A 25,167-nucleotide genomic window follows, 5' to 3' on the forward strand; every position below is an offset into this window, starting at 1 on the left:
TCCCGGGTATTTTTGTTATTAGAGGTACAGCCCTTTCAAAGGGGGATTACTTATCGCGAATCGAGAAATTCGCCATATGCTCCAGCCCCTTGATCAGCGCCGAGTGGTCCCAGTTACCGCCGCCAAGCGCCGCGCAGGTGCTGAACACCTGCTGGGTGCCGGCGGTGTTCGGCAGGTTGATCCCCAGTTCCCTGGCACCGGCCAGGGCCAGGTTCAGGTCCTTCTGGTGCAGGTTGATGCGGAAACCCGGATCGAAGGTGCCCTTGATCATGCGTTCGCCGTGCACTTCGAGGATCTTTGATGAGGCAAAGCCGCCCATCAGCGCTTCACGTACCTTGGCCGGGTCGGCGCCGTTCCTGGAGGCGAACAGCAGCGCTTCGGCCACCGCCTGGATATTCAGCGCGACGATGATCTGGTTGGCCACTTTGGCGGTCTGGCCATCGCCATTGCCGCCCACCAGGGTGATGTTCTTGCCCATGCTCTGGAACAGCGGCAGGGCACGTTCGAAGGTCTGTGGTTCGCCACCGACCATGATGCTCAAGGTACCGGCCTTGGCGCCGACTTCACCGCCGGACACCGGGGCGTCGAGGTACTGCGCGCCGTGCTCGTTGATCTTTGCCGCAAACGCCTTGGTGGCTGTGGGAGAGATCGAACTCATGTCGATCACCACCTTGTTCGGCGACAGGCCCGCCGCCACACCGTCGGCGCGGAACAGCACGTCGTCGACCTGCGGGGTGTCGGGGACCATGACGATAATGAACTCGGCTTCCTGGGCCACCTGCTGCGGGGTGGCCAGGGCCACTGCGCCGGCGCTGATCAGCTCGGCCGGTGCCTTGCCGTGGTGTTCGGAAAGAAACAGTTGATGACCGGCTTTCTGCAGGTTCGCGGCCATGGGTTGGCCCATGATGCCGGTGCCGATAAATCCGATTTTAGCCATGATGAAATCCTCTTTTTATGCTCTGTGGGCGCTGGGCTTGCGGTGGTGAGGGGGCTTGTTGTGGTGAGGGGGCTTGTTGTGGTGAGCGGGCTTGTCCCGCGCTGGCTGCGTAGCAGCCCCATGGGGGCAGTGGTAAAGCCCCCCATCACCACAGCAAACCCCCTCCCACAAGGTTTTGTGTGGTGTCGGTTAGATGGCGTTATGGGCTTTAAGCCAGCCCAAACCCGCTTCGGTGGTGGTCAGCGGCTTGTATTCACAGCCGACCCAGCCCGCGTACCCGATGCGGTCCAGATGTTCGAACAGGAAGCGGTAGTTGATCTCCCCGGTTCCCGGCTCATTGCGCCCAGGGTTGTCCGCCAGCTGGATGTGATTGATCTCCTCCAGGTGCGCGGCCATGGTCCGGGCCAGATCGCCTTCCATGATTTGCATGTGGTAGATGTCGTACTGCAGGAACAGGTTGTCACTGCCCACCTGTTCGCGAATCGACAGGGCCTGGGCGGTGTTGTTGAGGTAGAAGCCCGGAATGTCGCGGGTGTTGATCATTTCCATGACCAGCTTGATGCCTACTGCTTGCAGCTTGTCGGCGGCGTACTTGAGGTTGGCGACAAAGGTCTTTTCCACGGTTTCATCATCCACACCCTGCGGCCGAATCCCCGCCAGGCAGTTGATCTGGGTATTGCCCAGCACCTGGGCGTAGGCGATGGCCAGGGTGACCCCGGCGCGGAACTCCTCGACCCGGTCCGGGTGGCAAGCCAGGCCGCGTTCGCCCTTGGCCCAGTCACCGGCCGGCAGGTTGAACAGCACCTGGGTCAGGCCATGGGTGTCGAGCTGGGCCTTGATGTCAGCCGAGCTGAATTCATAGGGGAACAGGTACTCGACACCTTGGAACCCGGCCTCGGCAGCGGCCTTGAAGCGCGCGAGAAAGTCCTGTTCGGTAAACAGCATGGACAGGTTGGCGGCAAAGCGTGGCATAGGGTTCTCCTTAATCGAGCAGGGAAATGGCGGTCGGCGCATCGTTGCCGACCAGGGCCAGGTCTTCGAATTCGTTGACGGCGTTGATCTCGGTGCCCATGGAAATATTGGTCACGCGCTCCAGAATGATCTCGACGATCACCGGCACCTTGAACTCTTCGATCATTTCCTCGGCGCGGCGCAATGCCGGCTGGATTTGCCCCGGCTCGAATACGCGCAGGGCCTTGCAACCCAGGCCTTCGGCAACTGCGACGTGGTCGACGCCATAACCGTTCAGCTCCGGTGCGTTGAGGTTGTCGAAAGACAATTGCACGCAGTAGTCCATTTCAAACCCGCGCTGGGCCTGGCGGATCAGCCCCAGGTAAGAGTTGTTCACCACCACGTGGATGTACGGCAGCTTGAACTGCGCGCCCACGGCCAGCTCTTCGATCATGAACTGGAAGTCATAGTCGCCGGACAGCGCCACCACCTTGCGGCCCGGGTCGGCCTTGACCACGCCCAGCGCCGCCGGAATGGTCCAGCCCAACGGGCCGGCCTGGCCGCAGTTGATCCAGTGGCGGGGCTTGTACACATGCAGGAACTGCGCGCCGGCAATCTGCGACAGGCCGATGGTACTGACGTAGCAGGTGTCTTTGCCGAACACCTGGTTCATCTCTTCGTACACCCGTTGCGGCTTGACCGGCACGTTGTCGAAGTGGGTCTTGCGCTGCAGGGTCGACTTGCGCTGCTGGCAGTCATGCAGCCAGGCACTGCGGTCCTTGAGCTTGCCGGCGGCTTTCCACTCACGGGCCACTTCAATGAACATCGTCAGCGCGGAGCCGGCGTCGGACACGATGCCCAGGTCCGGGGTGAATACGCGACCAATCTGCGTCGGTTCGATGTCGACGTGAATGAATTTACGCCCTTCGGTGTAGACCTCGACCGAACCGGTGTGGCGGTTGGCCCAACGGTTACCGATACCCAGCACCACGTCCGATTTGAGCAGCGTCGCGTTGCCGTAGCGGTGGGAGGTTTGCAGGCCGACCATACCGACCATCTGTGGGTGATCGTCGGGAATGGTGCCCCAGCCCATCAGCGTCGGGATCACCGGGATGCCGGTCAGTTCGGCGAACTCCACCAGCAGCTCGCTGGCGTCGGCGTTGATCACACCGCCGCCGCTCACCAGCAACGGGCGTTCCGCCTGATCCAGCAGGGCCAGGGCCTTTTCGACCTGGATACGCGTGGCCAGTGGCTTGGCCAGTGGCAGCGGCTGGTAGGCGTCGATGTCGAATTCGATCTCGGCCATCTGCACATCGAACGGCAGGTCGATCAGCACCGGGCCAGGGCGGCCGGAGCGCATTTCATAGAAGGCTTTCTGGAACGCGTACGGCACTTGGCCCGGCTCGAGGACGGTGGTCGCCCACTTGGTCACCGGCTTGACGATGCTGGTGATGTCCACGGCCTGGAAGTCTTCCTTGTGCATGCGGGCCCGTGGTGCCTGGCCGGTGATGCACAGGATCGGGATCGAGTCGGCCGAGGCGCTGTAGAGGCCGGTGACCATGTCGGTGCCCGCCGGGCCCGAGGTGCCGATGCATACGCCGATATTGCCGGCCTTGGTGCGGGTGTAACCCTCGGCCATGTGCGAGGCGCCTTCAACGTGGCGAGCAAGGACGTGATCGATGCCACCCACCTTCTGCAAGGCTGAGTACAGCGGGTTGATCGCAGCGCCTGGGATACCGAAGGCGGTGTCCACGCCCTCGCGGCGCATGACGAGGACGGCGGCTTCGATTGCTCTCATTTTGCTCATGATTTTGGTGCCTCTTGCGTTTTGTAATTGTATACAAGTGGTGTCTGTCCAAAGTGTATTCACGGCGGGAGGCACAGGTCAATCCATTTTATTGGTTGGTCTTTGCGTTCGTCGGAACCGCTTTTTTCGACGTGTGGAGCCTTTGTTTGAAAATATTGTATACAAAAATAAATGTCATTGTGTTCTATTTGTTTGATCGAGCATCTGATCAAACAGACCTCCACCGCTTTCCCAATAACAAAAGAAGGACGGCACCATGAGCGCTTTAACCTTGAAGATTGCCACCCAACTGGCCAGCCAGGCCCTCAGCGCAGGGCGCACGATCTCAGCCGCACCGCTGACCGTTGCGGTGCTCGACAGCGGTGGCCACTTGATCACCGTGCAGCGCGAAGACGGCGCCAGCCTGCTGCGCCCGCACATCGCCATCGGCAAGGCCTGGGGCGCGATTGCGCTGGGCAAGGGCTCGCGCTTGCTGGCGCTGGACGCACAGCAACGGCCGGCGTTTATCGCGGCGTTGAACAGCCTGGGGCAAGGCAGCGTGGTGCCGGCGCCGGGTGGGGTGTTGATTCGGGATCAGGCGGGGGCGGTACTGGGGGCGATCGGGATCAGCGGGGATACGTCGGATATTGATGAGCAGTGTGCGATCACGGCGATCGAAGGGCTTGGGTTGAGGGCGGATGCGGGGGTATCAGCTTGAGTGGTGTGTGACTGTAAGGGCCTCACCGGGAGCAAGCCCCTCCCACAGTCTTGAGCGTATTCACGGTTCAATAGGTAGGAGGGGGCTTGCCCCCGATTGGCACAGGCACCTCGGTGCATCAGTCCGGCGCGCAGCCTTTGAGCACCAACCGAATAATCGTCTGCGCCGCCGCTTCATAATCGGCCTCATCCAGCTTGGCCTTGCCGGTCACCGCGGAAATCTGCCAGTCGAAATCCGCATAGGTCTGCGTCGCCGCCCAGATGCTGAACATCAGGTGATGAGGGTCGATAGCCGCGATCACCCCGCGATCCACCCAACTCTGGATGCAGTCGATATTGTGCTTGGCCTGGGCATTGAGTTGTTGGACCTGCTCGGCACTCAGGTGCGGTGCGCCATGCATGATTTCGCTGGCGAACACCTTGGAGGCGAAGGGCAGGTCGCGGGAGATGCGGATTTTCGAGCGGATGTAGTTGCTCAGCACCGCTGAAGGCTCGCCCTCGGGGTTGAACGGCGTGGACGCCGCCAGGATCGGCTCGATAATGCTTTCGAGCACCTCGCGGTAGAGGTTGTCCTTGGACTTGAAGTAGTAATAGACGTTGGGCTTGGGCAGCCCGGCCTTGGCGGCGATGTCGCTGGTTTTGGTCGCGGCGAAGCCCTTGTCGGCAAACTCCTCGCTCGCCGCCCGCAGGATCTTTTCTTTGTTGCGCTCGCGAATGGTGCTCATAAAGTGCTCAGTCTCACAGATACTGTTTCTGTTTGACGGCGTCTGTTGCCGCCATTCTGCGTCGCCGCTCCTCCCCATAGCGAGCTATGAGTCGTCGCGGCTCCTTGCCTGACGACAACAGCCACTCGCCAAAAGAGAAACGTATCTATGAAACTGAGCACGGGGAGTTTCCTTGCCAGGACAGGCGGTTGCGCATGGTAGCACCGGCTATCCGCGGGCCTCAACAATGTGCCCGCAAAGCCCTGCGCCGCGTTATGCTCCGCCCATCCCTCTCTTAAGGAAGCCCGATTCATGGCAGGAAGCAGCTTGTTGGTGTTGATTGATGATATCGCCGCGGTACTCGATGACGTTGCCTTGATGACAAAGGTGGCCGCGAAGAAGACCTCCGGCGTGCTGGGTGACGACCTGGCGCTTAACGCCCAGCAGGTTTCCGGTGTGCGCGCCGAGCGGGAAATTCCCGTGGTGTGGGCGGTGGCCAAGGGGTCATTCGTCAATAAGCTGATCCTGGTGCCGACGGCGCTGTTGATCAGCGCCTTTGCACCCTGGGCGGTGACGCCCTTGTTGATGCTCGGCGGTGCGTACCTGTGTTTCGAAGGCTTCGAAAAACTCGCGCATAAATTTCTGCACAGCCAGGCTGAAGACCAGGCCGAACACACCCAATTGGTCGAAGCCGTGGCCGACCCGGCGACCGATCTGGTGGCTTTCGAAAAGGACAAGATCAAAGGCGCTATCCGCACCGACTTCATCCTCTCGGCGGAAATCATCGCGATCACCCTCGGTATCGTGGCTGATGCGCAGCTGATGCAGCAGGTGATCGTGTTGTCGGGCATCGCCATCGTCATGACCATCGGCGTCTACGGGCTTGTGGCTGGCATCGTCAAGCTGGATGACCTGGGCCTGTGGCTTACCCAGAAGCCTGGCCAGATGGCTCGCCGTATCGGTGGCGGCATCCTGCGGGCGGCACCGTACATGATGAAGAGCCTGTCGGTGATCGGCACGGCGGCGATGTTCATGGTCGGCGGTGGCATCCTTACCCATGGCGTGCCGGTGGTGCATCACTGGATCGAGGGTGTGAGCCAGAGCACAGGTGGATTGGCGTGGTTGATGCCGACGTTACTGAATGCGGTGGCGGGGATTGTTGCCGGGGCGGTGGTAGTGGCAGTGGTCAGTGTGGTGGGCAAGAGCTGGAAAGCGCTCAGGGCATAAATCGCCGACACAAAAAAGGCCATTCAATCGAATGGCCTTTTTTACGGGCGTTATTTACTCGGCAATCTGCAACTTGCGCGATTCCGTGTAGATATACCGCACCTTCTCATACTCGAACGGCGAGTTCATCTGACCGTAGCGGAAGCTGGTCTGGTAGCGCTTGTCCACCGCGCGCAGGGCCCAGATTTCCGGGTGGTTGGAGCTGACTTCGGAGACGTTGAGGAAGTTGATCTGGGACTCGGCGGTGTAGTCCACCAGCAGGCCGCCGGTGTCGCGCAGGTTCGACGGGCCGAAGATCGGCAGCACCAGGTAGGCACCGCCGGGCACGCCGTAGAAGCCCAGGGTCTGGCCGAAGTCTTCGCTCTGGCGCGGCAGGCCCATGGCGGTCGCCGGGTCCCACAGGCCGGCGATGCCGACGGTGGTGTTGAGCAGCAGGCGCCCGGTGGTTTCCAGGGAACGGTGGCCCTTGAGTTGCAGCAGGCTGTTCAACAGGTTGGGCACGTCGCCCAGGTTGTTGAAGAAGTTGCTCACGCCGGTGCGCAGGAAGCTTGGCGTGACGTAGCGGTAACCGTCGACCACCGGCAGGAACACCCATTGGTCAAAGCGGTAGTTGAAGTGGTACACGCGGCGGTTCCACGATTCGAGCGGGTCATACACGTTGAGGGCGTTGACCGACGAGCGTTCGAATTCGCGTTGGTCCAGACCCGGGTTGAACTTGAGTTTGCTCAACGGCTCCTTGAATCCGTCGGAGTCCATCACCACAGGCGCGTGAGCCTTGCTGTTGTCGGCATTGGCAACGCCTGCGCACATCAGGGCGGCAAGCAGCAGAAGATATTTAGCCACGGAAGAACTCCAGCATGGCGTCGGCGTTGACGCGGTAATTGAGGTTGCCGCAGTGGCCGCCCAGGGGGTAGACGGTCAAGCGATCGCCGAAGGTCTTGCGCAGGAAACCAAGGTCGCCCGGGCCGAGGATCACGTCATCGGCGTTGTGCATGACGGCGATTTTCGGGCTGGCGTGCAGGTAGTCCTTGAGGGCGTACAGGCTGACCTGGTCAACCAGTTGCAACAGGCTGCCGCCGTCGGAGCGGGCGCGCCACATTGGGATCACCTGTTCGGTGAGGTAGCAATCGAAGTCGCATTGCAGTGCGCGCTTGAGGAACGGCGTGAGGCTGGTGCCTTCGCTGATCGGGTACTTCGGCGGGATGATCAGGCCACGGCGGTTGATCAGGTCCGAAGTAAAGGCGATGTCGGCCGCCGAGAAGCGGAACGAGGTGCCGATCAGCATGGCCATCTGTTCGTTGGTCAGGTGCTGCTTGGATTGCTGGAAGTCGTAGAGCAGGGCGTCGTTGAGGTCGATGTAGCCCTTTTGCTGGAAGTAACGGGTCAGCTTGTTCAACACCAGTTCATAGAAGGTGGTGGTGTTGTTGATGCCCTTGACCTCGGTCTGTACCAGCTTGTCGAGGTTGGTGATCGAGGTGTAGAGGTTGACCGGCGGGTTGAGCAGCAGCACTTTCTTGAAGTTGAAGCTGCGGCGGGTCTCGTCGAGCTTGCTGACAAATGCCGCATCCAGCGCGCCGAGGCTGTAGCCGGTGAGGTAGAAGTCGGTCACCGGCAGCGAAGCGTTCTGGGCGCGCACGGCCTGCATCACGCGGTACATGTCTTCGGCATCTTCCTGGCTGATGCCGGGGGTGGCGAAGCGCGACGCAGAGGCGATGAAGTCGAAGCTGGTGGGCGACGACAGTTGCACCACGTGGTAGCCGGCCTGGTAATACAGTTTTTTCAGGTATTCGTTGATGCTGCTGTCAAACCGCGCACCGGTGCCTGCGATCAGGAAGATCAGCGGCGCGGCCCGGTCCTGCTTGGCGATGCGGTACGTGAGTTTCTTCACTGCCCAGAAGTTGTCCGGCAGGCTGAACTCGCGCTCGGGGCGCATGTTCAGGGTGTAGTCGGACTGATTGATCTCGTCGTCGGTCGGCAATGTCGGCCGAAGGTCAGGCGGTGTGGTGGCGATGGTCGCTTCGAATGGGTTGGTCAAAGGGTAGCCATAGCTGGCTTGGTCGATATCGACGGCCAGTGCTGACGCACTCAAAAAAAGGCTGCCCAGTAAGGCAGCACAGCGCAAGGAACGGAGCATGACTTAATCCCTAAGAGGAAACGTGCTTAATGAAGTTCGCAGGCTATGACCACCGCGTTGCCACCGAAGTGCCAGCTCTCGGCACGAAAAGTCGGAAAATAACGTCGGATTCGGGGTAATAGTAGCGAGACGATACACTTTGCCATGCATTAGTGAACACTAATTGTGTGTATGCACCTTGCTAACGGCCGCCGGCGCATTAAGCTGAGCGCCGTTTTTGCCTATCGGAGTGCTCCATGTCCCGCCGCTTGCCGTTGATTTTGCTGCTTATTGCCCTGCCGTTATGGCTGGCTGCCAGTTATGGCGCGCGTTACGGCTTTATGGAAGATGGCCAGTGGGTCGGCATCTGTGCCGACGAGGCCAGCCGCTGGGAATGCCAGGTGCGTTCGAACCTGGGCTTGATGATTCACTTCAAGGTGCTGGGCTGGGCCGCGCTGGTGACCTCGGTGCTGGCGTTTTTCGTGCCGGGCCGTGCGGGATGGGGCTTGGCGGTACTGGGGCTGGCGTTCGGGCTGCCGGCCCTGGCGTTGTACAACACCTCGTTTGCGGTGTTTGCGGTGGTGATTGCGGGGTTGCGGTTGGTCAGGCAGTCGCGGCGCGCCTGACAAGACCAATCGGGAGCAACCCCCCTCCCACATGAGAACGCAGTCCAAAGGTGGGAGGGGGCTTGCCCCCGATGGCGCTCTTAAGCCTTGCGCATCCGCAAGCACCGCCACAAAGCCACAACCATCAACCCACTGACCACCGCCCAACCCCAAGCCTGCTGGTTCAGCAAGCCTTCACGGTACAGCTGTGGCGCAATGCCGGCCCCGATGATAAAGGTCAGCAAGGCAATCTCCCGGCGTGGCCCGGTCACTGGACGAACCAGGTACACCAACGCCGGCAGCAGCAGCGCCGCACTCGGGAAGCTGCGGTAGCGTGGGTCAAACACCAGTGCCAGCATCATCACGGCGCCCGCGAACCCGGCGATTGCCACCAGCCAGCCGGCACGGTGTTCCAGCCAGCTGAACAGGCGTTCGCGCCAGCCTTCACGGGCACTCAGGGCCAGGGCCGCGTGGGCCAGTACCAGCAGGTTCAGCGCCACGAGTAAACCGGCCCATGCCCACTCATCGTTGAAGCGCGCAGTCACGCGGGTCAGTTCGGCCCAGGTGCCGATGGCGCAGGCAGCCACTGCACCCAGCAGGGGCAGGGCGATCGCGGCGCGCGAGCTGCGGACGCGACCACCGAGCACCAGCGTGCCCAGCAGGATAATCCCGCCGACCCCCAGCCACAGCGGCCCGTGCGGCACATTGGTCACCGGCCCGGCGAGGATGCCCTTGTCCTGGCGGTCGGCATCGAACAGGCCCCAGTAGCCGCCCACGGCACCTTCACTGGCGCGCTTCCACGGTTGGTCAAACGCTTCGATCAGGTTGTAGTGCCAGCCATTGGCCTCGGCCATGGCCACGAAGCCACGCATGAACTTGGCCTCATTGACCCGGCTCGGCACCGCGGTTTCGCGTTGGCGGCCTTCGCTGGGCCAGCCCGTCTCGCCGATCAATATGTCCTTGGGCGCGAATTTGTTGCCAAAGGTCTGGCGTACATTGCCCACATGCTTGAGGGCCTGGTCGATGCCGGAGGGGTCATCTTCCCAGTAGGGCAGCAGGTGGATGGTCAGGAAGTCCACCGCCGGCGCGATTTCCGGGTGCTGCAGCCAGAACTCCCAGACGTCGGCGTAGGTGACCGGCTGCTTGATCTGGCTTTTGACCTTATGGATCAGCGCCACCAGCTGTTTGGCGGTGACTTCCTTGCGCAGCAGCGCTTCGTTGCCGACGATCACCGAGGTGACCACATCGGGGTTGGCGTTAGCCGAGGCGATCAGTTGGTCGACTTCTTTTTCGGTCGCGACCGGGTCGCTGCTGACCCAGGCGCCCGCCATCACCTTTAACCCATGCTTGCGCGCCAGGTCCGGCAAGGCTTCCAGGCCGGTCATGGAGTAGGTGCGGATGCACTCGAAGCGGGTGGCCAGCAGGGCCAGGTCGGCGTCCATGCGCGCGGGGCGCAGTGTGAACGGTTGGTCGAAGGGCGATTGGTCCTTGTCGAACGGTGTGTACGACGCGCATTGCAGCTTGTGACTGGCACTGGCCACATCTGGCAGCACCACCGGCCGGCCGAGGCCATACCAGTAGCCGACAAGGGCCAGCAGGCCGAGGATCAAAGCGAAGCAATAGGGCAGGGCAGGGAAGCGGGCAGTCGCGGGCATGGTCGGCTTATCTGGGGGAGCAAAGGCGCGCATCTTACCCGGATTTGCGCTATCCCAGTGGGGCTGCATAATTTTGACATGCAAAGTTCAGGCGGGATCGTGGGGTTAAGTCCTACAAAAAGTCCTACTGGCGATGTGATGTCGTTTCTTGCTTGCATGAGGTCGCTGACAGAGCAGGTCGAAGGCTGCGGCAGGTTGATGATCGACGTGTCAGCACTCCACTGATGTCGCAGCAGCCGGATCGATGCGCGTGAAGGGGGCGCGGCGCACCACATAACAACAGGTTGACGTCGCTCGACATCCGTCGGGCGCAGCACTTTCGGGGAAGTACGATGAAGATGCGACGACTCTTGGGCGCAGCTGCCACTCTGGTAGTTGCGATGAGCTCCACACTGGCCAGCGCCGACAGCAAAACCCTGAGCATCGGTTATGTAGATGGCTGGTCCGACAGCGTTGCCACCACGCATGTGGCGGCAGAGGTGATCAGGGAAAAGCTCGGTTATGACGTCAAACTGCAAGCGGTCGCCACCGGGATCATGTGGCAGGGCGTGGCCACCGGCAAGCTCGATGCCATGCTCTCCGCCTGGCTGCCGGTGACCCACGGCGAGTATTGGACCAAGAACAAGGACAAGGTGGTCGACTACGGCCCCAACTTCAAGGATGCGAAGATCGGCTTGATCGTGCCGGAGTACGTCAAGGCCAAGTCCATCGAAGACCTCAAGACCGACACCACCTTCAAGAACAAGATCGTCGGCATCGACGCCGGTTCAGGCGTGATGCTCAAGACCGACGAAGCCATCAAGCAGTACGGCCTCGACTACAAACTGCAAGCCAGTTCGGGTGCGGCGATGATCGCCGAGCTGACCCGTGCCGAAGACAAACAGGAATCCATTGCGGTCACCGGCTGGGTGCCACACTGGATGTTCGCCAAGTGGAAACTGCGTTTCCTGGACGATCCAAAAGGGATTTATGGTGCTGCTGAAACCGTCAACAGCATCGGCAGCAAGGGCCTGGAGAAGAAAGCGCCGGAAGTCGCGGCGTTCCTGAAGAAATTCCAGTGGGCCTCCAAGGATGAGATCGGCGAAGTCATGCTCGCTATCCAGGAAGGCGCCAAGCCTGATGCAGCGGCCAAGGACTGGGTGGCCAAGCACCCTGAGCGCGTAGCCGAGTGGACCGGTAAATAACCCCCCAATGCCTTGATACAACCCCCTGTGGGAGGGGGCTTGCCCCCGATTGCGGTGTGTCAGTCGTCAATGATCTGACTGGCTCACCACTATCGGGAGCAAGCCCCCTCCCACATTATTTTCGTCACCCGCAAATGTTTCTGCGCCCTCTCAATCCCTCGCTACACTCCGTCTAATACTAAGGTCGTCTGGAACCTGTTCCGTAGCCGCATACAGTGGATACGTACCAATAATAAAAAAGCTGTGCTGCGAGGATAAAAACAATGAACGACAGCATTTACCTCTCGATTCAAAACAGCCCGCGTTTCAAGGAGCTGGTGAGAAAAAGGGAAAGGTTCGCCTGGATTCTCTCGGCGATCATGCTAGGGCTGTACTCCGGATTCATCCTGTTGATCGCCTACGGGCCACAAGTACTGGGGGCTAAACTCAGCCCCGGCTCATCCATCACCTGGGGCATCCCCATCGGGGTCGGGCTGATTGTGTCGGCCTTTGTCCTCACCGGCATCTATGTGCGACGCGCCAACGGCGAATTCGACGACCTGAACAATGCGATTCTCAAGGAGGCTGCGCAATGATCCGTCGTCTATTGGCAGTATTCGGCGCTTCGGTCTTCGCTCCTGCGGTGTGGGCGGCGGATGCATTGACCGGTGAAGTGCACAAACAACCGCTGAATATCGCAGCGATCCTGATGTTCGTGGCCTTTGTCGGCGCGACGTTGTGCATCACCTACTGGGCTTCCAAGCGCAACAAGTCGGCGGCCGACTACTATGCGGCCGGCGGCAAGATCACCGGTTTCCAGAACGGCCTGGCGATTGCCGGCGACTACATGTCGGCCGCGTCCTTCCTGGGTATTTCCGCACTGGTGTTCACCTCCGGCTACGACGGCCTGATCTACTCGATCGGCTTCCTGGTGGGCTGGCCGATCATTCTGTTCCTGATCGCCGAGCGCCTGCGTAACCTGGGCAAGTACACCTTTGCCGACGTGGCGTCCTATCGCCTCGGGCAAACCCAGATCCGCAGCCTGTCGGCCTGTGGTTCCCTGGTGGTGGTGGCGTTCTACCTGATCGCGCAAATGGTGGGGGCGGGCAAGCTGATCCAGCTGCTGTTCGGCCTCGACTACCATGTGGCGGTGATCCTGGTCGGGATCCTGATGTGCCTGTATGTGCTGTTCGGCGGCATGCTGGCGACCACCTGGGTGCAGATCATCAAGGCGGTGCTGTTGCTGTCCGGTGCTTCGTTCATGGCGCTGATGGTGATGAAGCACGTCAACTTCGACTTCAACACGCTGTTCTCCGAGGCGATCAAGGTCCACCCTAAAGGTGAAGCGATCATGAGCCCCGGCGGCCTGGTGAAAGACCCGATCTCCGCGTTCTCCCTGGGCCTGGCACTGATGTTCGGTACCGCCGGCCTGCCGCATATCCTGATGCGCTTCTTCACCGTAAGCGACGCCAAGGAAGCGCGTAAGAGCGTGCTGTATGCCACGGGCTTCATCGGCTACTTCTATATCCTGACCTTTATCATCGGCTTCGGCGCGATCCTGCTGGTCAGCACCAACCCGGCGTTCAAGGATGCTGCAGGCGCCTTGCTGGGCGGTAACAACATGGCGGCGGTGCACCTGGCCAACGCGGTGGGTGGCAGTATCTTCCTGGGCTTCATCTCGGCGGTGGCCTTCGCCACCATCCTCGCCGTGGTTGCCGGCTTGACCCTGGCCGGTGCTTCGGCGGTGTCCCATGACCTGTACGCCAGCGTGATCAAGAAAGGCAAGGCCAACGAAAAGGATGAGATTCGCGTATCGAAGATCACCACCATCGCCCTCGCAGTGTTGGCGATTGGCCTGGGCATCCTGTTCGAAAGCCAGAACATCGCGTTCATGGTCGGCCTGGCGTTCTCGATTGCCGCCAGCTGTAACTTCCCGGTGTTGCTGCTTTCCATGTACTGGAAAAACCTCACCACCCGTGGCGCGATGATTGGCGGTTGGCTGGGCCTGATCAGTGCCGTTGGCCTGATGATCCTGGGTCCGACCATCTGGGTCTCGATCCTGCATCACGAAAAAGCCATCTTCCCGTACGAATACCCGGCGCTGTTCTCGATGATCATTGCGTTCATCGGTATCTGGTTCTTCTCCATCACCGACAAGTCGGCGGCGGCAGAGAAAGAGCGTGCGCTGTACTTCCCGCAGTTTGTGCGTTCGCAGACTGGCCTGGGGGCGAGTGGGGCGGTTAATCACTAAGGTTGTAGCTGGATAAAGAAATGCCCCGGTCGAAAGGCCGGGGTATTTTTTTGCCTGGGGCTTATGGGGGGCTGCTACTGGCCTCATCGGGGGCAAGCCCCCTCCCACACTTGATCTATGAATACGTTCAAATGTGTGAGGGGGCTTGCCCCCGATGGCGGTAGATCAGGCGCCACAAATAAAAACGGCCTCCACTGAGGGAGGCCGTTTTCGGTGCTGCTGAAAGGTGCTTACTTGCGATCTTCCAGCTTGGTAATGTCACGCGACTCGTAGCCGGTGTACAGCTGGCGCGGGCGGCCAATCTTGTACGGGCTGGAGAGCATTTCTTTCCAGTGGGAGATCCAGCCCACGGTCCGCGCCAGGGCGAAGATCACGGTGAACATGCTGGTTGGAATGCCGATCGCCTTGAGGATGATCCCCGAGTAGAAGTCGACGTTCGGGTACAGCGAGCGTTCGATGAAGTACGGGTCGGTCAGGGCGATCTCTTCCAGGCGCATGGCCAGTTCGAGTTGCGGATCGTTGTTGATGCCCAGTTCCTTCAGCACTTCGTCGCAGGTCTGCTTCATGACGGTGGCGCGTGGGTCGCGGTTCTTGTAGACCCGGTGACCGAAGCCCATCAACTTGAACGGATCGTTCTTGTCCTTGGCCTTGGCGATGAACGTGTCGATGTTGGACACATCGCCGATTTCATCGAGCATGGTCAATACGGCTTCGTTCGCACCGCCGTGGGCAGGACCCCACAGCGCTGCGATGCCGGCGGCGATACAGGCGAACGGGTTGGCACCCGAAGAGCCTGCCAGGCGCACGGTGGAGGTGGAGGCGTTTTGCTCGTGGTCGGCGTGGAGGATGAAGATCCGGTCCATTGCCTTGGCCAGCACCGGGCTGATCGGTTTGATCTCGCACGGGGTGTTGAACATCATGTGCAGGAAGTTTTCCGCGTACGTCAGGTCGTTGCGCGGGTACATCATGGGTTGGCCCATGGAGTACTTGTAAACCATTGCGGCCAGGGTCGGCATCTTGGCAACCAGGCGGATCGCGGAAATTTCGCGATGCTGCGGGTTATTGATGTCGAGGGAGTCGTGATAGAAGGCCGACAGGGCGCCGACCACGCCGCACATGACCGCCATCGGGTGGGCGTCGCGACGGAAGCCGTTGAAGAAGGTCTTCAACTGCTCGTGAACCATGGTGTGGTTCTTCACGGTGCTGACAAACTGGGCTTTTTGCTCGGCTGTTGGCAATTCGCCATTTAGCAGCAGGTAGCAGGTTTCCAGATAGTCCGATTTTTCCGCCAGTTGCTCGATCGGGTAGCCCCGGTGCAGCAGGATGCCATTGTCGCCGTCGATATAGGTGATCTTCGACTCGCAAGAGGCGGTCGACATGAAGCCTGGGTCGAAAGTGAAACGGCCCGTGGCCGTCAGGCCCCGTACGTCGATAACATCGGGACCAACGGTGCCGGTTAAAATGGGCAGCTCGACGGGGGCTGCGCCCTCGATGATCAACTGCGCTTTTTTGTCAGCCATGTGGCCTCCTATTTATGCTTCAAATCATCAGACAGACCCCCCACGCAGGGCCCGCACCACTATAGTGAGATAAATTCAGATGTCAATTTGCCTAAAGTCTTGCCCCAGAAGGCTTTAACCGGACTTTTTCCTCGAAATTGCCTGCCATTTACGCCTTTTATCCCGCCAGCGCAATCCGCTATTAGGGTGAGGTGCGCGCGTTGTCATTAGTAACCTAACTGTCTATACTCGGCCACCGACCGCCAAGGGCTTTTGGGCTTGCTTTCATTGGGGGTCGCACTCCCTGGGTGGTGCTTACCTGACCAGTCGCACTCCCCAACAACTTTGCCCTGATTGTTAGGGGCTCTTCAGTGTGAAAAAAAGCCGTGAATAGCCAACGACCTGTAAACCTAGACCTAAGGACCATCAAACTCCCCATCACCGGCGTTACGTCGTTCCTGCACCGTGTTTCCGGCATCATCCTGTTCCTGGGCTTGGGCATCATGCTTTATGCATTGAGCAAATCCCTGGGTTCCGAGGAAGGATACGCCGAGGTGAAGGCATGCTTGACCAGCCCGCTGGCCAAGTTCGTAGCATGGGGCCTCCTGTCCGCTCTGCTGTATCACCTGGTAGCCGGTGTGCGCCACTTGATCATGGACATGGGCATCGGTGAGACGCTGGAAGGCGGCCGCCTGGGCTCGAAAATCATCATCGCCATTTCCGTGGTGCTGATCGTTCTGGCAGGAGTTTGGATATGGTAACCAGCGTTACGAACCTATCGCGTTCGGGCCTCTATGACTGGATGGCGCAGCGTGTGTCTGCGGTCGTTCTCGCGGCTTATTTCATTTTCCTGATCGGATACCTCGTCGCAAACCCGGGCATCGGCTACGAGCAATGGCACGGGCTGTTTTCCCACAATGCGATGCGAATCTTCAGCCTGCTGGCCCTTGTAGCCCTGGGCGCTCACGCCTGGGTCGGCATGTGGACCATCGCGACCGACTACCTGACGCCGATGGCGCTGGGCAAGTCCGCGACCGCAGTCCGTTTCCTCTTCCAGGCAGTATGCGGCGTCGCGATGTTCGCTTACTTCGTCTGGGGTGTGCAGATTCTTTGGGGTATCTGATTCATGGCTAACATTCCAACTATTTCCTTCGACGCCATCATCATTGGTGGCGGCGGTGCCGGCATGCGCGCAGCGCTGCAGCTGGCCCAGGGCGGTCACAAGACTGCCGTGATCACCAAGGTATTCCCGACGCGCTCCCACACCGTGTCGGCCCAGGGTGGCATCACCTGCGCCATCGCGTCCGCCGACCCGAACGATGACTGGCGCTGGCACATGTACGATACCGTCAAGGGTTCCGACTACATCGGTGACCAGGACGCTATCGAATACATGTGCCAGGAAGGCCCGGCCGCGGTGTTCGAGCTGGACCACATGGGCCTGCCGTTCTCCCGTACCGAACAGGGTCGCATCTACCAGCGTCCATTCGGCGGCCAGTCGAAGGACTACGGTAAAGGCGGCCAGGCTGCCCGTACCTGCGCCGCGTCCGACCGTACCGGTCACGCGCTGCTGCACACGCTTTATCAGGGCAACCTGAAAGCCGGCACCACGTTCCTGAACGAATACTACGCAGTGGATCTGGTGAAGAACGCCGACGGTGCATTCGTTGGCGTGATCGCCATCTGCATCGAAACCGGTGAAACCACCTACATCCGCGCCAAGGCTACCGTTCTGGCGACCGGCGGTGCAGGCCGAATCTACGCTTCCACCACCAATGCCCTGATCAACACCGGTGACGGCGTCGGCATGGCACTGCGTGCCGGCGTGCCGGTGCAGGACATCGAAATGTGGCAGTTCCACCCGACCGGCATCGCCGGCGCCGGTGTACTGGTCACCGAAGGTTGCCGTGGTGAAGGTGGTTACCTGATCAACAAGCACGGCGAGCGTTTCATGGAGCGTTATGCTCCGAACGCGAAAGACCTGGCGGGTCGTGACGTCGTTGCCCGTTCGATGGTCAAGGAAATCATCGCCGGTAACGGCTGTGGCCCGAATGGCGACCACGTACTGCTGAAGCTCGATCACCTGGGTGAAGAAGTGCTGCACAGCCGCCTGCCGGGTATCTGTGAGCTGTCCAAGACCTTTGCCCACGTGGACCCGGTGGTTGCTCCGGTTCCGGTTGTTCCAACCTGCCACTACATGATGGGCGGTGTTCCGACCAACATTCATGGCCAGGCGATCACCCAGAACGCCGAAGGCGTGGACGAGATCATCCACGGTCTGTTCGCGGTAGGCGAAGTGGCCTGCGTATCGGTACACGGTGCCAACCGCCTGGGCGGCAACTCGCTGCTCGACCTGGTGGTATTCGGCCGCGCGGCTGGCCTGCACCTGGAAAAAGCCCTGACCGACGGCATCGAATACGATGACGCCACCGACGCCAACATCGAGGCCGCCCTGGCGCGCCTGAACGCTCTGAACGAGCGCACTGATGGCGAAGACGTGGCAACCCTGCGTCGCGAGCTGCAAAGCTGCATGCAGAACTACTTCGGTGTATTCCGTACCGGCGAATACATGCAGAAGGGTATTGCCCAGCTGGCCGATCTGCGCAAGCGCATCGCCAACGTCAAGATCAACGATAAGAGCCAGGCGTTCAACACCGCTCGTATCGAAGCCCTTGAACTGCAAAACCTGCTGGAAGTGGCTGAAGCGACTGCGATCGCCGCCGAGGTTCGTAAGGAATCCCGTGGTGCCCACGCTCGTGAAGACTTTGAAGATCGCGATGACGAAAACTGGTTGTGCCACACCCTGTACTTCCCGGGTGACAAGCGCGTAACCAAGCGTGCCGTGAACTTCTCGCCGAAGACGGTTCCGACGTTTGAACCGAAGATTCGGACTTACTAAGGGTGGCTGCCATGTTGAAAGTCAGTGTTTATCGTTACAACCCTGATCAGGACGCTGCGCCGTTCATGCAGGAGTTCCAGGTCGATACCGGTGGTAAAGACCTGATGGTGCTGGATGTATTGGCACTGATCAAAGAGCAGGACGAAGGTTTCTCCTATCGTCGCTCTTGCCGTGAAGGTGTGTGCGGTTCCGACGGCATGAACATCAACGGCAAAAACGGCCTGGCGTGCATCACGCCGCTGTCCGCCGTTGTCAAAGGCAACAAGCTGATCGTTCGTCCTCTGCCAGGTTTGCCGGTTATCCGTGACCTGGTCGTTGATATGAGCATCTTCTACAAGCAATACGAGAAAGTTAAGCCGTTCCTGCAGAACGACACGCCGGCTCCGGCCATCGAGCGTCTGCAGTCCCCAGAAGAGCGTGAAAAGCTCGATGGCCTGTACGAGTGCATCCTGTGCGCCTGCTGCTCGACGTCGTGCCCGTCCTTCTGGTGGAACCCGGACAAGTTCCTGGGTCCAGCTGCCCTGCTGCAAGCGTACCGCTTCCTGGCAGACAGCCGCGACACCAAGACGTCCGAGCGCCTGGCTTCGCTGGATGACCCGTTCAGCGTATTCCGCTGCCGCGGGATCATGAACTGCGTCAACGTATGTCCCAAAGGCCTGAACCCGACTAAGGCCATTGGTCACATCCGTAACATGCTGCTGCAAAGCGGTGTGTAACTGACGTTGTAACAAAGCAGGACCGTTGTGCCCGTAAATGCTACGGCGCAGGCTTCAACCGGCGCCGTAGTTTTAACTTGAGCAGCGACTTACAAAGCCGCAGCTCTTATTTTGAAGAAATGAGACAAGCAGGGGCATTCGGGTTGGTACCCGAACTATCAGCGTGATCCTAAGTGGCTTGTTTTGGTCGCTGCACTTGGCCTTTTGCAAGCAAACTCGGTGTTTTCGCCGGTGGTGTCCCCAAATCGAGGGTGACCAAGCATGCAAGAAAGCGTGATGCAGCGCATGTGGAACAGCGGCTATCTTTCAGGTGGTAACGCTGCCTATGTGGAAGAGCTTTATGAGCTCTACCTGCACGACCCTAACGCTGTGCCAGAAGAATGGCGCACCAAATTTCAGACGTTGTCTTCAGACGGCAACGCTGCCACCGATGTATCGCACGCAACAATTCGCGATCAGTTCGTGCTGCTGGCAAAGAACCAGCGCCGCGCCCAACCGGTTTCCGCCGGCAGCGTGAGCAGTGAGCACGAGAAGAAGCAAGTTGAAGTACTGCGACTGATCCAGGCCTACCGGATGCGTGGCCACCAGGCGGCCCAGCTTGACCCGCTGGGGCTCTGGCAGCGTCCTGCACCTGCTGACCTGTCGATCAATCATTACGGCTTGACCAATGCCGATCTTGATACGACCTTCCGTGCCGGCGACCTGTTCATCGGCAAAGAGGAAGCGAGCCTACGCGAAATTCACGAAGCGTTGCAGCAGACATATTGCCGCACCATCGGCGCTGAGTTCACGCACATCACCGATTCGGAGCAACGCCACTGGTTCCAGCATCGCCTGGAAGGCGTGCGTGGCCGTCCGGTATTGTCCGCCGACGTGCGCAGCCACCTGCTTGAGCGCGTGACCGCAGCCGAGGGCCTGGAAAAATACCTGGGTACCAAATACCCGGGCACCAAGCGTTTCGGCCTGGAAGGCGGCGAGAGCCTGATTCCGATGCTCGACGAGCTGATCCAGCGTTCCGGTTCCTACGGCACCAAGGAAATCGTGATCGGCATGGCCCACCGTGGTCGCTTGAACGTGTTGGTCAACACCTTCGGCAAGAACCCGCGTGAGCTGTTCGACGAGTTCGAAGGCAAGAAGAAGGTCGAGCTGGGTTCCGGTGACGTTAAATACCACCAGGGCTTCTCGTCCAACGTGATGACCACCGGCGGTGAAGTTCACCTGGCCATGGCGTTCAACCCATCCCACCTGGAAATCGTTTCTCCAGTGGTCGAGGGTTCGGTCCGTGCTCGCCAGGATCGTCGTAACGACACCACCGGTGAAAAGGTCCTGCCGATTTCCATCCACGGTGACGCGGCATTCGCCGGTCAAGGCGTGGTCCTGGAAACGTTCCAGATGTCGCAGACCCGCGGCTTCAAGACCGGCGGTACCGTTCACATCGTCATCAACAACCAGGTTGGCTTCACCATCAGCAACCCGTTGGACGCGCGTTCCACCGAGTACGCCACCGACGTTGCCAAGATGATCCAGGCGCCGATCCTCCATGTGAATGGCGATGATCCGGAGGCCGTGCTGTTCGTGACCCAACTGGCTGTCGACTACCGCATGCAATTCAAGCGTGACGTGGTGATCGACCTGGTTTGCTACCGCCGCCGCGGTCACAACGAAGCCGACGAACCAAGCGGCACCCAGCCGTTGATGTACCAGCAGATCACCAAGCAGCGCACCACCCGTGAGCTGTATGCCGAAAGCCTGACCAAGGCCGGTATCGTTGACGATGAACGTGTTCAGGCGAAGATCGATGAATACCGCAACGCGCTGGACAATGGTCTGCATGTCGTAAAAAGCCTGGTCAAGGAGCCGAACAAAGAGCTGTTCGTTGACTGGCGTCCGTACCTGGGTCACACCTGGACGGCGCGTCACGACACCTCGTTCGATCTGAAGACCCTGCAGGAACTGTCCGCCAAGCTGCTGGAAATTCCGGAAGGCTTCGTGGTGCAGCGCCAGGTTGCGAAGATCTACGAAGACCGTCAGAAGATGCAAGCCGGCGGCCTGCCGATCAACTGGGGTTACGCCGAAACCATGGCGTACGCGACCCTGGCGTTCGAAGGTCACCCGATCCGCATGACTGGCCAGGACATCGGCCGTGGTACGTTCTCGCACCGTCACGCGGTTCTGCACAACCAGAAAGACGCAAGCACCTACGTTCCGCTGAAGCACCTCTACGAAGGCCAGCCACGTTTCGACCTGTACGATTCGTTCCTGTCCGAAGAAGCGGTACTGGCGTTCGAATACGGTTACTCGACCACCACGCCGAATGCGCTGGTGATCTGGGAAGCCCAGTTCGGCGACTTCGCCAACGGCGCCCAAGTGGTTATCGACCAGTTCATCACCAGCGGCGAGCACAAGTGGGGTCGCCTGTGCGGTCTGACCATGCTGCTGCCACATGGCTATGAAGGTCAGGGCCCTGAGCACTCCTCGGCCCGTCTGGAGCGTTACCTGCAACTGTGCGCCGAGCACAACATCCAGGTGTGCGTGCCGACCACCCCGGCACAGATCTACCACTTGCTGCGTCGCCAGGTAATCCGCCCGCTGCGCAAGCCGCTGGTCGTGCTGACGCCGAAGTCGCTGCTGCGTCACAAACTGGCCATCTCGACCCTGGAAGATCTGGCGGATGGCTCGTTCCAGACCGTTATTCCAGAAATCGACACGCTGGACCCGGCCAAGGTGACTCGCCTGGTGCTGTGCAGCGGCAAGGTCTACTACGACCTGCTGGAAAAACGCCGTGCCGAAGGCCGCGAAGACATCGCCATCGTGCGTATCGAGCAGCTTTATCCGTTCCCGGAAGACGACCTGATGGAGGCCATCGCGCCTTACACCAACCTCACTAACGTGGTGTGGTGTCAGGAAGAGCCGATGAACCAGGGCGCTTGGTACAGCAGCCAGCATCACCTGCGTCGCAGCATCGGTAACCACAACAAGGCCCTGGGCCTGGAGTACGCCGGCCGTGATGCTTCCGCTGCACCTGCGTGTGGTTATGCGTCGATGCACGCCGAGCAGCAGGAAAAACTGCTGCAAGATGCTTTCACTGTTTAACGCCTTCGCGCTGACTGAAACCGAATTTTAAGGACCCACAGATAATGGCTATCGAAATCAAAGCCCCGTCATTCCCGGAATCGGTTGCCGATGGCACCGTTGCCACCTGGCACAAGAAACCAGGTGAGGCCGTCAAGCGTGACGACCTGATCGTCGACATCGAGACCGACAAAGTCGTGCTGGAAGTGTTGGCCGAAGCTGACGGCGTGCTGGGCGCAATCGTTGCCGAAGAGGGCGCTACCGTTCTGTCGAACCAGGTACTCGGCTCGATCGAAGAGGGCAGCGCTGCCGCTGCTCCTGCTGCCGCTGCTGCACCGGCCGCTGCCTCGGCACCTGCTGCCGCTCCGGCTGCGGGTGGCGAAGATCCAATCGCCGCACCGGCTGCTCGCCAGTTGGCTGAAGAAAACGGCATCAACCTGGCTTCCATCAAAGGCACCGGCAAAGACGGCCGTGTGACCAAGGAAGACGTGGTCGCTGCTGTTGAAGCCAAGAAAAACGCTCCGGCTGCCGCGCCTGTCAAGGCTGCTGCCCCGGCTGCCGCTGCGCCTGTGTTCGCTGCCGGCGACCGCACCGAGAAGCGTGTGCCGATGACCCGCGTGCGTGCCACCGTGGCCAAGCGCCTGGTTGAAGCACAGTCGAACATGGCGATGCTGACCACTTTCAACGAAGTCGACATGACCGAAGTCATGGCTCTGCGTTCGAAGTACAAGGATCTGTTCGAGAAGTCCCACAACGGCGTGCGCCTGGGCTTCATGTCGTTCTTCGTGAAAGCGGCCACCGAAGCGCTGAAACGCTTCCCGGCAGTCAACGCTTCCATCGACGGCGGCGACATCGTTTACCACGGTTATGCAGACGTCGGCGTTGCCGTGTCCAGCGACCGTGGCCTGGTGGTCCCGGTCCTGCGTAACGCCGAACTGATGAGCCTGGCTGAAATCGAAGGCGGCATCGCCGGCTTCGGCAAGAAAGCCCGTGACGGCAAGCTGACCATCGACGAGATGACCGGTGGTACCTTCACCATCACCAACGGTGGTACCTTCGGTTCGATGATGTCGACGCCGATCGTTAACCCGCCACAAGCCGCGATCCTGGGCATGCACAACATCATCCAGCGTCCGATGGCCATCAACGGCCAAGTCGTGATCCGCCCAATGATGTACCTGGCGCTGTCTTACGATCACCGCCTGATCGATGGTAAAGAAGCCGTGACTTTCCTGGTGACCATCAAGAACCTGCTGGAAGACCCGGCTCGTCTGCTGCTGGATATCTGATAGAAGCAGCTGCAGGTCTCAAGTGACAGATTGCCGGATAAGGCAGTTGGGCTTGGGGCTTGCGGCTTGAAAGCTTGCTGCTAAATAGAGGAACTATTTTCATGTCGCAGAAATTTGACGTTGTAGTGATTGGTGCGGGTCCTGGCGGCTACGTTGCCGCCATCAAGGCCGCACAACTGGGCCTCTCGACTGCTTGCATCGAAAAATACACCGACAAGGAAGGCAAACTGGCATTGGGCGGTACTTGCCTGAACGTCGGTTGCATTCCGTCCAAGGCGCTGCTGGACAGCTCCTGGAAATTCCACGAAGCCCAGGACGGTTTCGCGATCCACGGCATCAACCATGCCGGCGTGACCATGGACGTGCCAGCAATGGTCGGCCGTAAAGCCAACATCGTCAAAGGCCTGACTTCCGGCGTTGCCACCTTGTTCAAGGCCAACGGCGTGACTTCCCTGCAAGGCCACGGCAAGCTGCTGGCCGGCAAAAAAGTTGAAATCACCAAGCCGGACGGCTCGGTAGAAGTCATCGAAGCCGAGAACGTGATCCTGGCCCCAGGTTCGCGTCCAATCGATATTCCACCAGCTCCGGTTGACCAGAACGTGATCGTTGATTCGACCGGCGCCCTGGAATTCCAGGCTGTGCCTAAGCGCCTGGGCGTGATCGGCGCCGGCGTCATCGGCCTGGAACTGGGTTCGGTCTGGTCCCGCCTCGGTTCCGAAGTGACCGTGCTGGAAGCCCTGGACACGTTCCTGCTGGCTGCTGACACCGCAGTGTCGAAGGAAGCGCTGAAAACCCTGACCAAACAAGGTCTGGACATCAAGCTGGGCGCTCGCGTGACCGGCTCTAAGGTCAACGGCGAAGAAGTCGTCGTGACCTACACCGACAAGGATGGCGAACAGACCATCACGTTCGACAAGCTGATCGTGGCCGTTGGTCGCCGTCCAGTGACCACCGACCTGCTGGCTTCCGACAGCGGCGTGAACATCGACGAGCGTGGCTTCATCCACGTTGACGATCACTGCGCTACCACCGTTCCGGGCGTCTACGCCATTGGCGACGTGGTTCGCGGCATGATGCTCGCGCACAAGGCTTCCGAAGAAGGCATCATGGTGGTCGAGCGCATCAAGGGCCACAAGACCCAGATGAACTACGACCTGATCCCATCGGTTATCTACACCCACCCGGAAATTGCATGGGTCGGCAAGAACGAACAGCAGTTGAAAGCTGAAGGCGTTGAAGTTAACGTCGGCACCTTCCCGTTCGCCGCTTCTGGCCGTGCCATGGCAGCCAACGACACCGGTGGTTTTGTCAAAGTCATCGCTGATGCCAAGACTGACCGCGTATTGGGCGTCCACGTGATTGGCCCAGGCGCAGCAGAACTGGTTCAGCAGGGCGCGATCGGTATGGAATTCGGCACCAGTGCCGAGGACATCGGCATGATGGTCTTCTCCCATCCGACCCTGTCCGAAGCGCTGCACGAAGCCGCGTTGGCAGTGAATGGCCATGCCATCCACATCGCCAACAAGAAGAAGCGCTAAGCGAGATAATAAGAAACCACGGCGGAGTTGCCCGTCGTGAGCCTT

Annotated in this window: 21 protein-coding genes; 13 read left to right on the top strand and 8 right to left on the bottom strand. The window is 60.0% G+C overall.

The genetic code is table 11. From position 1 onward, the window contains the following. Positions 1 to 46: 46 nt before the first annotated feature. The 3 genes from C8K58_RS24600 to gcl all read right to left on the bottom strand — a co-directional run bounded on the left by C8K58_RS24600 (position 47) and on the right by gcl (position 3,695). The gene (locus tag C8K58_RS24600; protein ID WP_108574506.1) at positions 47 to 937 is read right to left on the bottom strand and encodes a 2-hydroxy-3-oxopropionate reductase; all 891 of its coding nucleotides are present in this window, start codon (positions 935 to 937) and stop codon (positions 47 to 49) included. Between the two features lie 189 nt (positions 938 to 1,126). Continuing rightward, positions 1,127 to 1,909 (bottom strand): hydroxypyruvate isomerase, encoded by a 783-nt coding sequence (hyi, locus tag C8K58_RS24605; protein ID WP_108574507.1) that lies wholly within the window; start codon positions 1,907 to 1,909, stop codon positions 1,127 to 1,129. Positions 1,910 to 1,919: 10 nt separating this feature from the next. After that, positions 1,920 to 3,695, bottom strand: coding sequence for a glyoxylate carboligase (gene gcl, locus C8K58_RS24610; protein ID WP_092358525.1), 1,776 nt, complete (start codon positions 3,693 to 3,695; stop codon positions 1,920 to 1,922). A gap of 256 nt (positions 3,696 to 3,951) precedes the next feature. Here gcl and C8K58_RS24615 point away from each other — a divergent pair, with 256 nt between their 5' ends. Beyond that, positions 3,952 to 4,392 (top strand): heme-binding protein, encoded by a 441-nt coding sequence (locus C8K58_RS24615; RefSeq protein ID WP_027607046.1) that lies wholly within the window; start codon positions 3,952 to 3,954, stop codon positions 4,390 to 4,392. Positions 4,393 to 4,510: 118 nt separating this feature from the next. On the opposite strand, the gene C8K58_RS24620 is transcribed toward C8K58_RS24615, so the two are convergent. Further along, entirely contained in the window at positions 4,511 to 5,116 is a 606-nt protein-coding gene (locus tag C8K58_RS24620) for a TetR/AcrR family transcriptional regulator (protein ID WP_027607047.1), read from the bottom strand. A 291-nt stretch (positions 5,117 to 5,407) separates the two neighbouring features. On the opposite strand from C8K58_RS24620, the gene C8K58_RS24625 reads away from it, so the two are divergent. Then, entirely contained in the window at positions 5,408 to 6,322 is a 915-nt protein-coding gene (locus tag C8K58_RS24625; RefSeq protein WP_027607048.1) for a DUF808 domain-containing protein, read from the top strand. 54 nt (positions 6,323 to 6,376) lie between these two features. On the opposite strand, the gene C8K58_RS24630 is transcribed toward C8K58_RS24625, so the two are convergent. Continuing rightward, on the bottom strand, positions 6,377 to 7,165 hold the full coding sequence (locus tag C8K58_RS24630) for a VacJ family lipoprotein (protein ID WP_027607049.1): 789 nt from the start codon (positions 7,163 to 7,165) through the stop codon (positions 6,377 to 6,379). Continuing rightward, positions 7,158 to 8,456, bottom strand: a complete 1,299-nt coding sequence (locus C8K58_RS24635; RefSeq protein WP_027607050.1) for a serine/threonine protein kinase — start codon at positions 8,454 to 8,456, stop codon at positions 7,158 to 7,160. The genes C8K58_RS24630 and C8K58_RS24635 overlap by 8 nt, the downstream gene beginning before the upstream one ends. 236 nt (positions 8,457 to 8,692) lie before the next feature. Between C8K58_RS24635 and C8K58_RS24640 the strand changes: the two genes are divergently transcribed. Then, positions 8,693 to 9,061, top strand: a complete 369-nt coding sequence (locus C8K58_RS24640) for a hypothetical protein (protein ID WP_092358527.1) — start codon at positions 8,693 to 8,695, stop codon at positions 9,059 to 9,061. Between the two features lie 80 nt (positions 9,062 to 9,141). Here C8K58_RS24640 and C8K58_RS24645 read toward each other — a convergent pair whose 3' ends face one another. After that, positions 9,142 to 10,695 (bottom strand): glycosyl hydrolase family 17 protein, encoded by a 1,554-nt coding sequence (locus tag C8K58_RS24645; RefSeq protein WP_108574508.1) that lies wholly within the window; start codon positions 10,693 to 10,695, stop codon positions 9,142 to 9,144. Positions 10,696 to 11,027: 332 nt separating this feature from the next. On the opposite strand from C8K58_RS24645, the gene C8K58_RS24655 reads away from it, so the two are divergent. The 3 genes from C8K58_RS24655 (at position 11,028) to C8K58_RS24665 (ending at position 14,109) form a co-directional block, all read left to right on the top strand. Continuing rightward, positions 11,028 to 11,879 carry a glycine betaine ABC transporter substrate-binding protein gene (locus tag C8K58_RS24655; protein WP_027607053.1) on the top strand — a complete coding sequence of 284 codons (852 nt, stop codon included), beginning with the start codon at positions 11,028 to 11,030 and terminating at the stop codon, positions 11,877 to 11,879. A 263-nt stretch (positions 11,880 to 12,142) separates the two neighbouring features. Further along, entirely contained in the window at positions 12,143 to 12,454 is a 312-nt protein-coding gene (locus tag C8K58_RS24660) for a DUF485 domain-containing protein (protein WP_027607054.1), read from the top strand. Beyond that, positions 12,451 to 14,109, top strand: coding sequence for a cation acetate symporter (locus tag C8K58_RS24665; RefSeq protein WP_027607055.1), 1,659 nt, complete (start codon positions 12,451 to 12,453; stop codon positions 14,107 to 14,109). Before C8K58_RS24660 ends, C8K58_RS24665 begins: the two co-directional genes overlap by 4 nt. A 230-nt stretch (positions 14,110 to 14,339) precedes the next feature. Here C8K58_RS24665 and gltA read toward each other — a convergent pair whose 3' ends face one another. Next, positions 14,340 to 15,629: a citrate synthase gene (gene gltA / locus C8K58_RS24670; RefSeq protein WP_027607056.1), complete on the bottom strand. Its 1,290-nt coding sequence runs from the start codon at positions 15,627 to 15,629 to the stop codon at positions 14,340 to 14,342. 365 nt (positions 15,630 to 15,994) lie between these two features. On the opposite strand from gltA, the gene sdhC reads away from it, so the two are divergent. From sdhC to lpdA, 7 genes are all read left to right on the top strand, one after another. Further along, complete coding sequence (sdhC, locus tag C8K58_RS24675; RefSeq protein ID WP_003172804.1) at positions 15,995 to 16,369, top strand: succinate dehydrogenase, cytochrome b556 subunit; 375 nt, start codon at positions 15,995 to 15,997, stop codon at positions 16,367 to 16,369. Next, a complete protein-coding gene (gene sdhD / locus C8K58_RS24680; RefSeq protein WP_003172805.1) occupies positions 16,363 to 16,731 on the top strand; it encodes a succinate dehydrogenase, hydrophobic membrane anchor protein in 369 nt (122 codons plus the stop codon). Before sdhC ends, sdhD begins: the two co-directional genes overlap by 7 nt. 3 nt (positions 16,732 to 16,734) lie before the next feature. Continuing rightward, positions 16,735 to 18,507, top strand: a complete 1,773-nt coding sequence (sdhA, locus tag C8K58_RS24685) for a succinate dehydrogenase flavoprotein subunit (RefSeq protein WP_027607057.1) — start codon at positions 16,735 to 16,737, stop codon at positions 18,505 to 18,507. Between the two features lie 11 nt (positions 18,508 to 18,518). Further along, positions 18,519 to 19,223: a succinate dehydrogenase iron-sulfur subunit gene (locus C8K58_RS24690; RefSeq protein WP_003172807.1), complete on the top strand. Its 705-nt coding sequence runs from the start codon at positions 18,519 to 18,521 to the stop codon at positions 19,221 to 19,223. 261 nt (positions 19,224 to 19,484) lie between these two features. After that, the gene (locus C8K58_RS24695; RefSeq protein ID WP_027607058.1) at positions 19,485 to 22,316 is read left to right on the top strand and encodes a 2-oxoglutarate dehydrogenase E1 component; all 2,832 of its coding nucleotides are present in this window, start codon (positions 19,485 to 19,487) and stop codon (positions 22,314 to 22,316) included. Between the two features lie 44 nt (positions 22,317 to 22,360). Further along, positions 22,361 to 23,584: a 2-oxoglutarate dehydrogenase complex dihydrolipoyllysine-residue succinyltransferase gene (gene odhB / locus C8K58_RS24700; RefSeq protein ID WP_027607059.1), complete on the top strand. Its 1,224-nt coding sequence runs from the start codon at positions 22,361 to 22,363 to the stop codon at positions 23,582 to 23,584. A gap of 101 nt (positions 23,585 to 23,685) precedes the next feature. After that, the gene (gene lpdA / locus C8K58_RS24705) at positions 23,686 to 25,122 is read left to right on the top strand and encodes a dihydrolipoyl dehydrogenase (RefSeq protein WP_027607060.1); all 1,437 of its coding nucleotides are present in this window, start codon (positions 23,686 to 23,688) and stop codon (positions 25,120 to 25,122) included. The last annotated feature ends 45 nt before the right edge of the window (positions 25,123 to 25,167 follow it).

The organism is Pseudomonas sp. GV047 (genome assembly GCF_003058245.1).
Classification (GTDB): Bacteria; Pseudomonadota; Gammaproteobacteria; order Pseudomonadales; family Pseudomonadaceae; genus Aquipseudomonas; species Aquipseudomonas marginalis.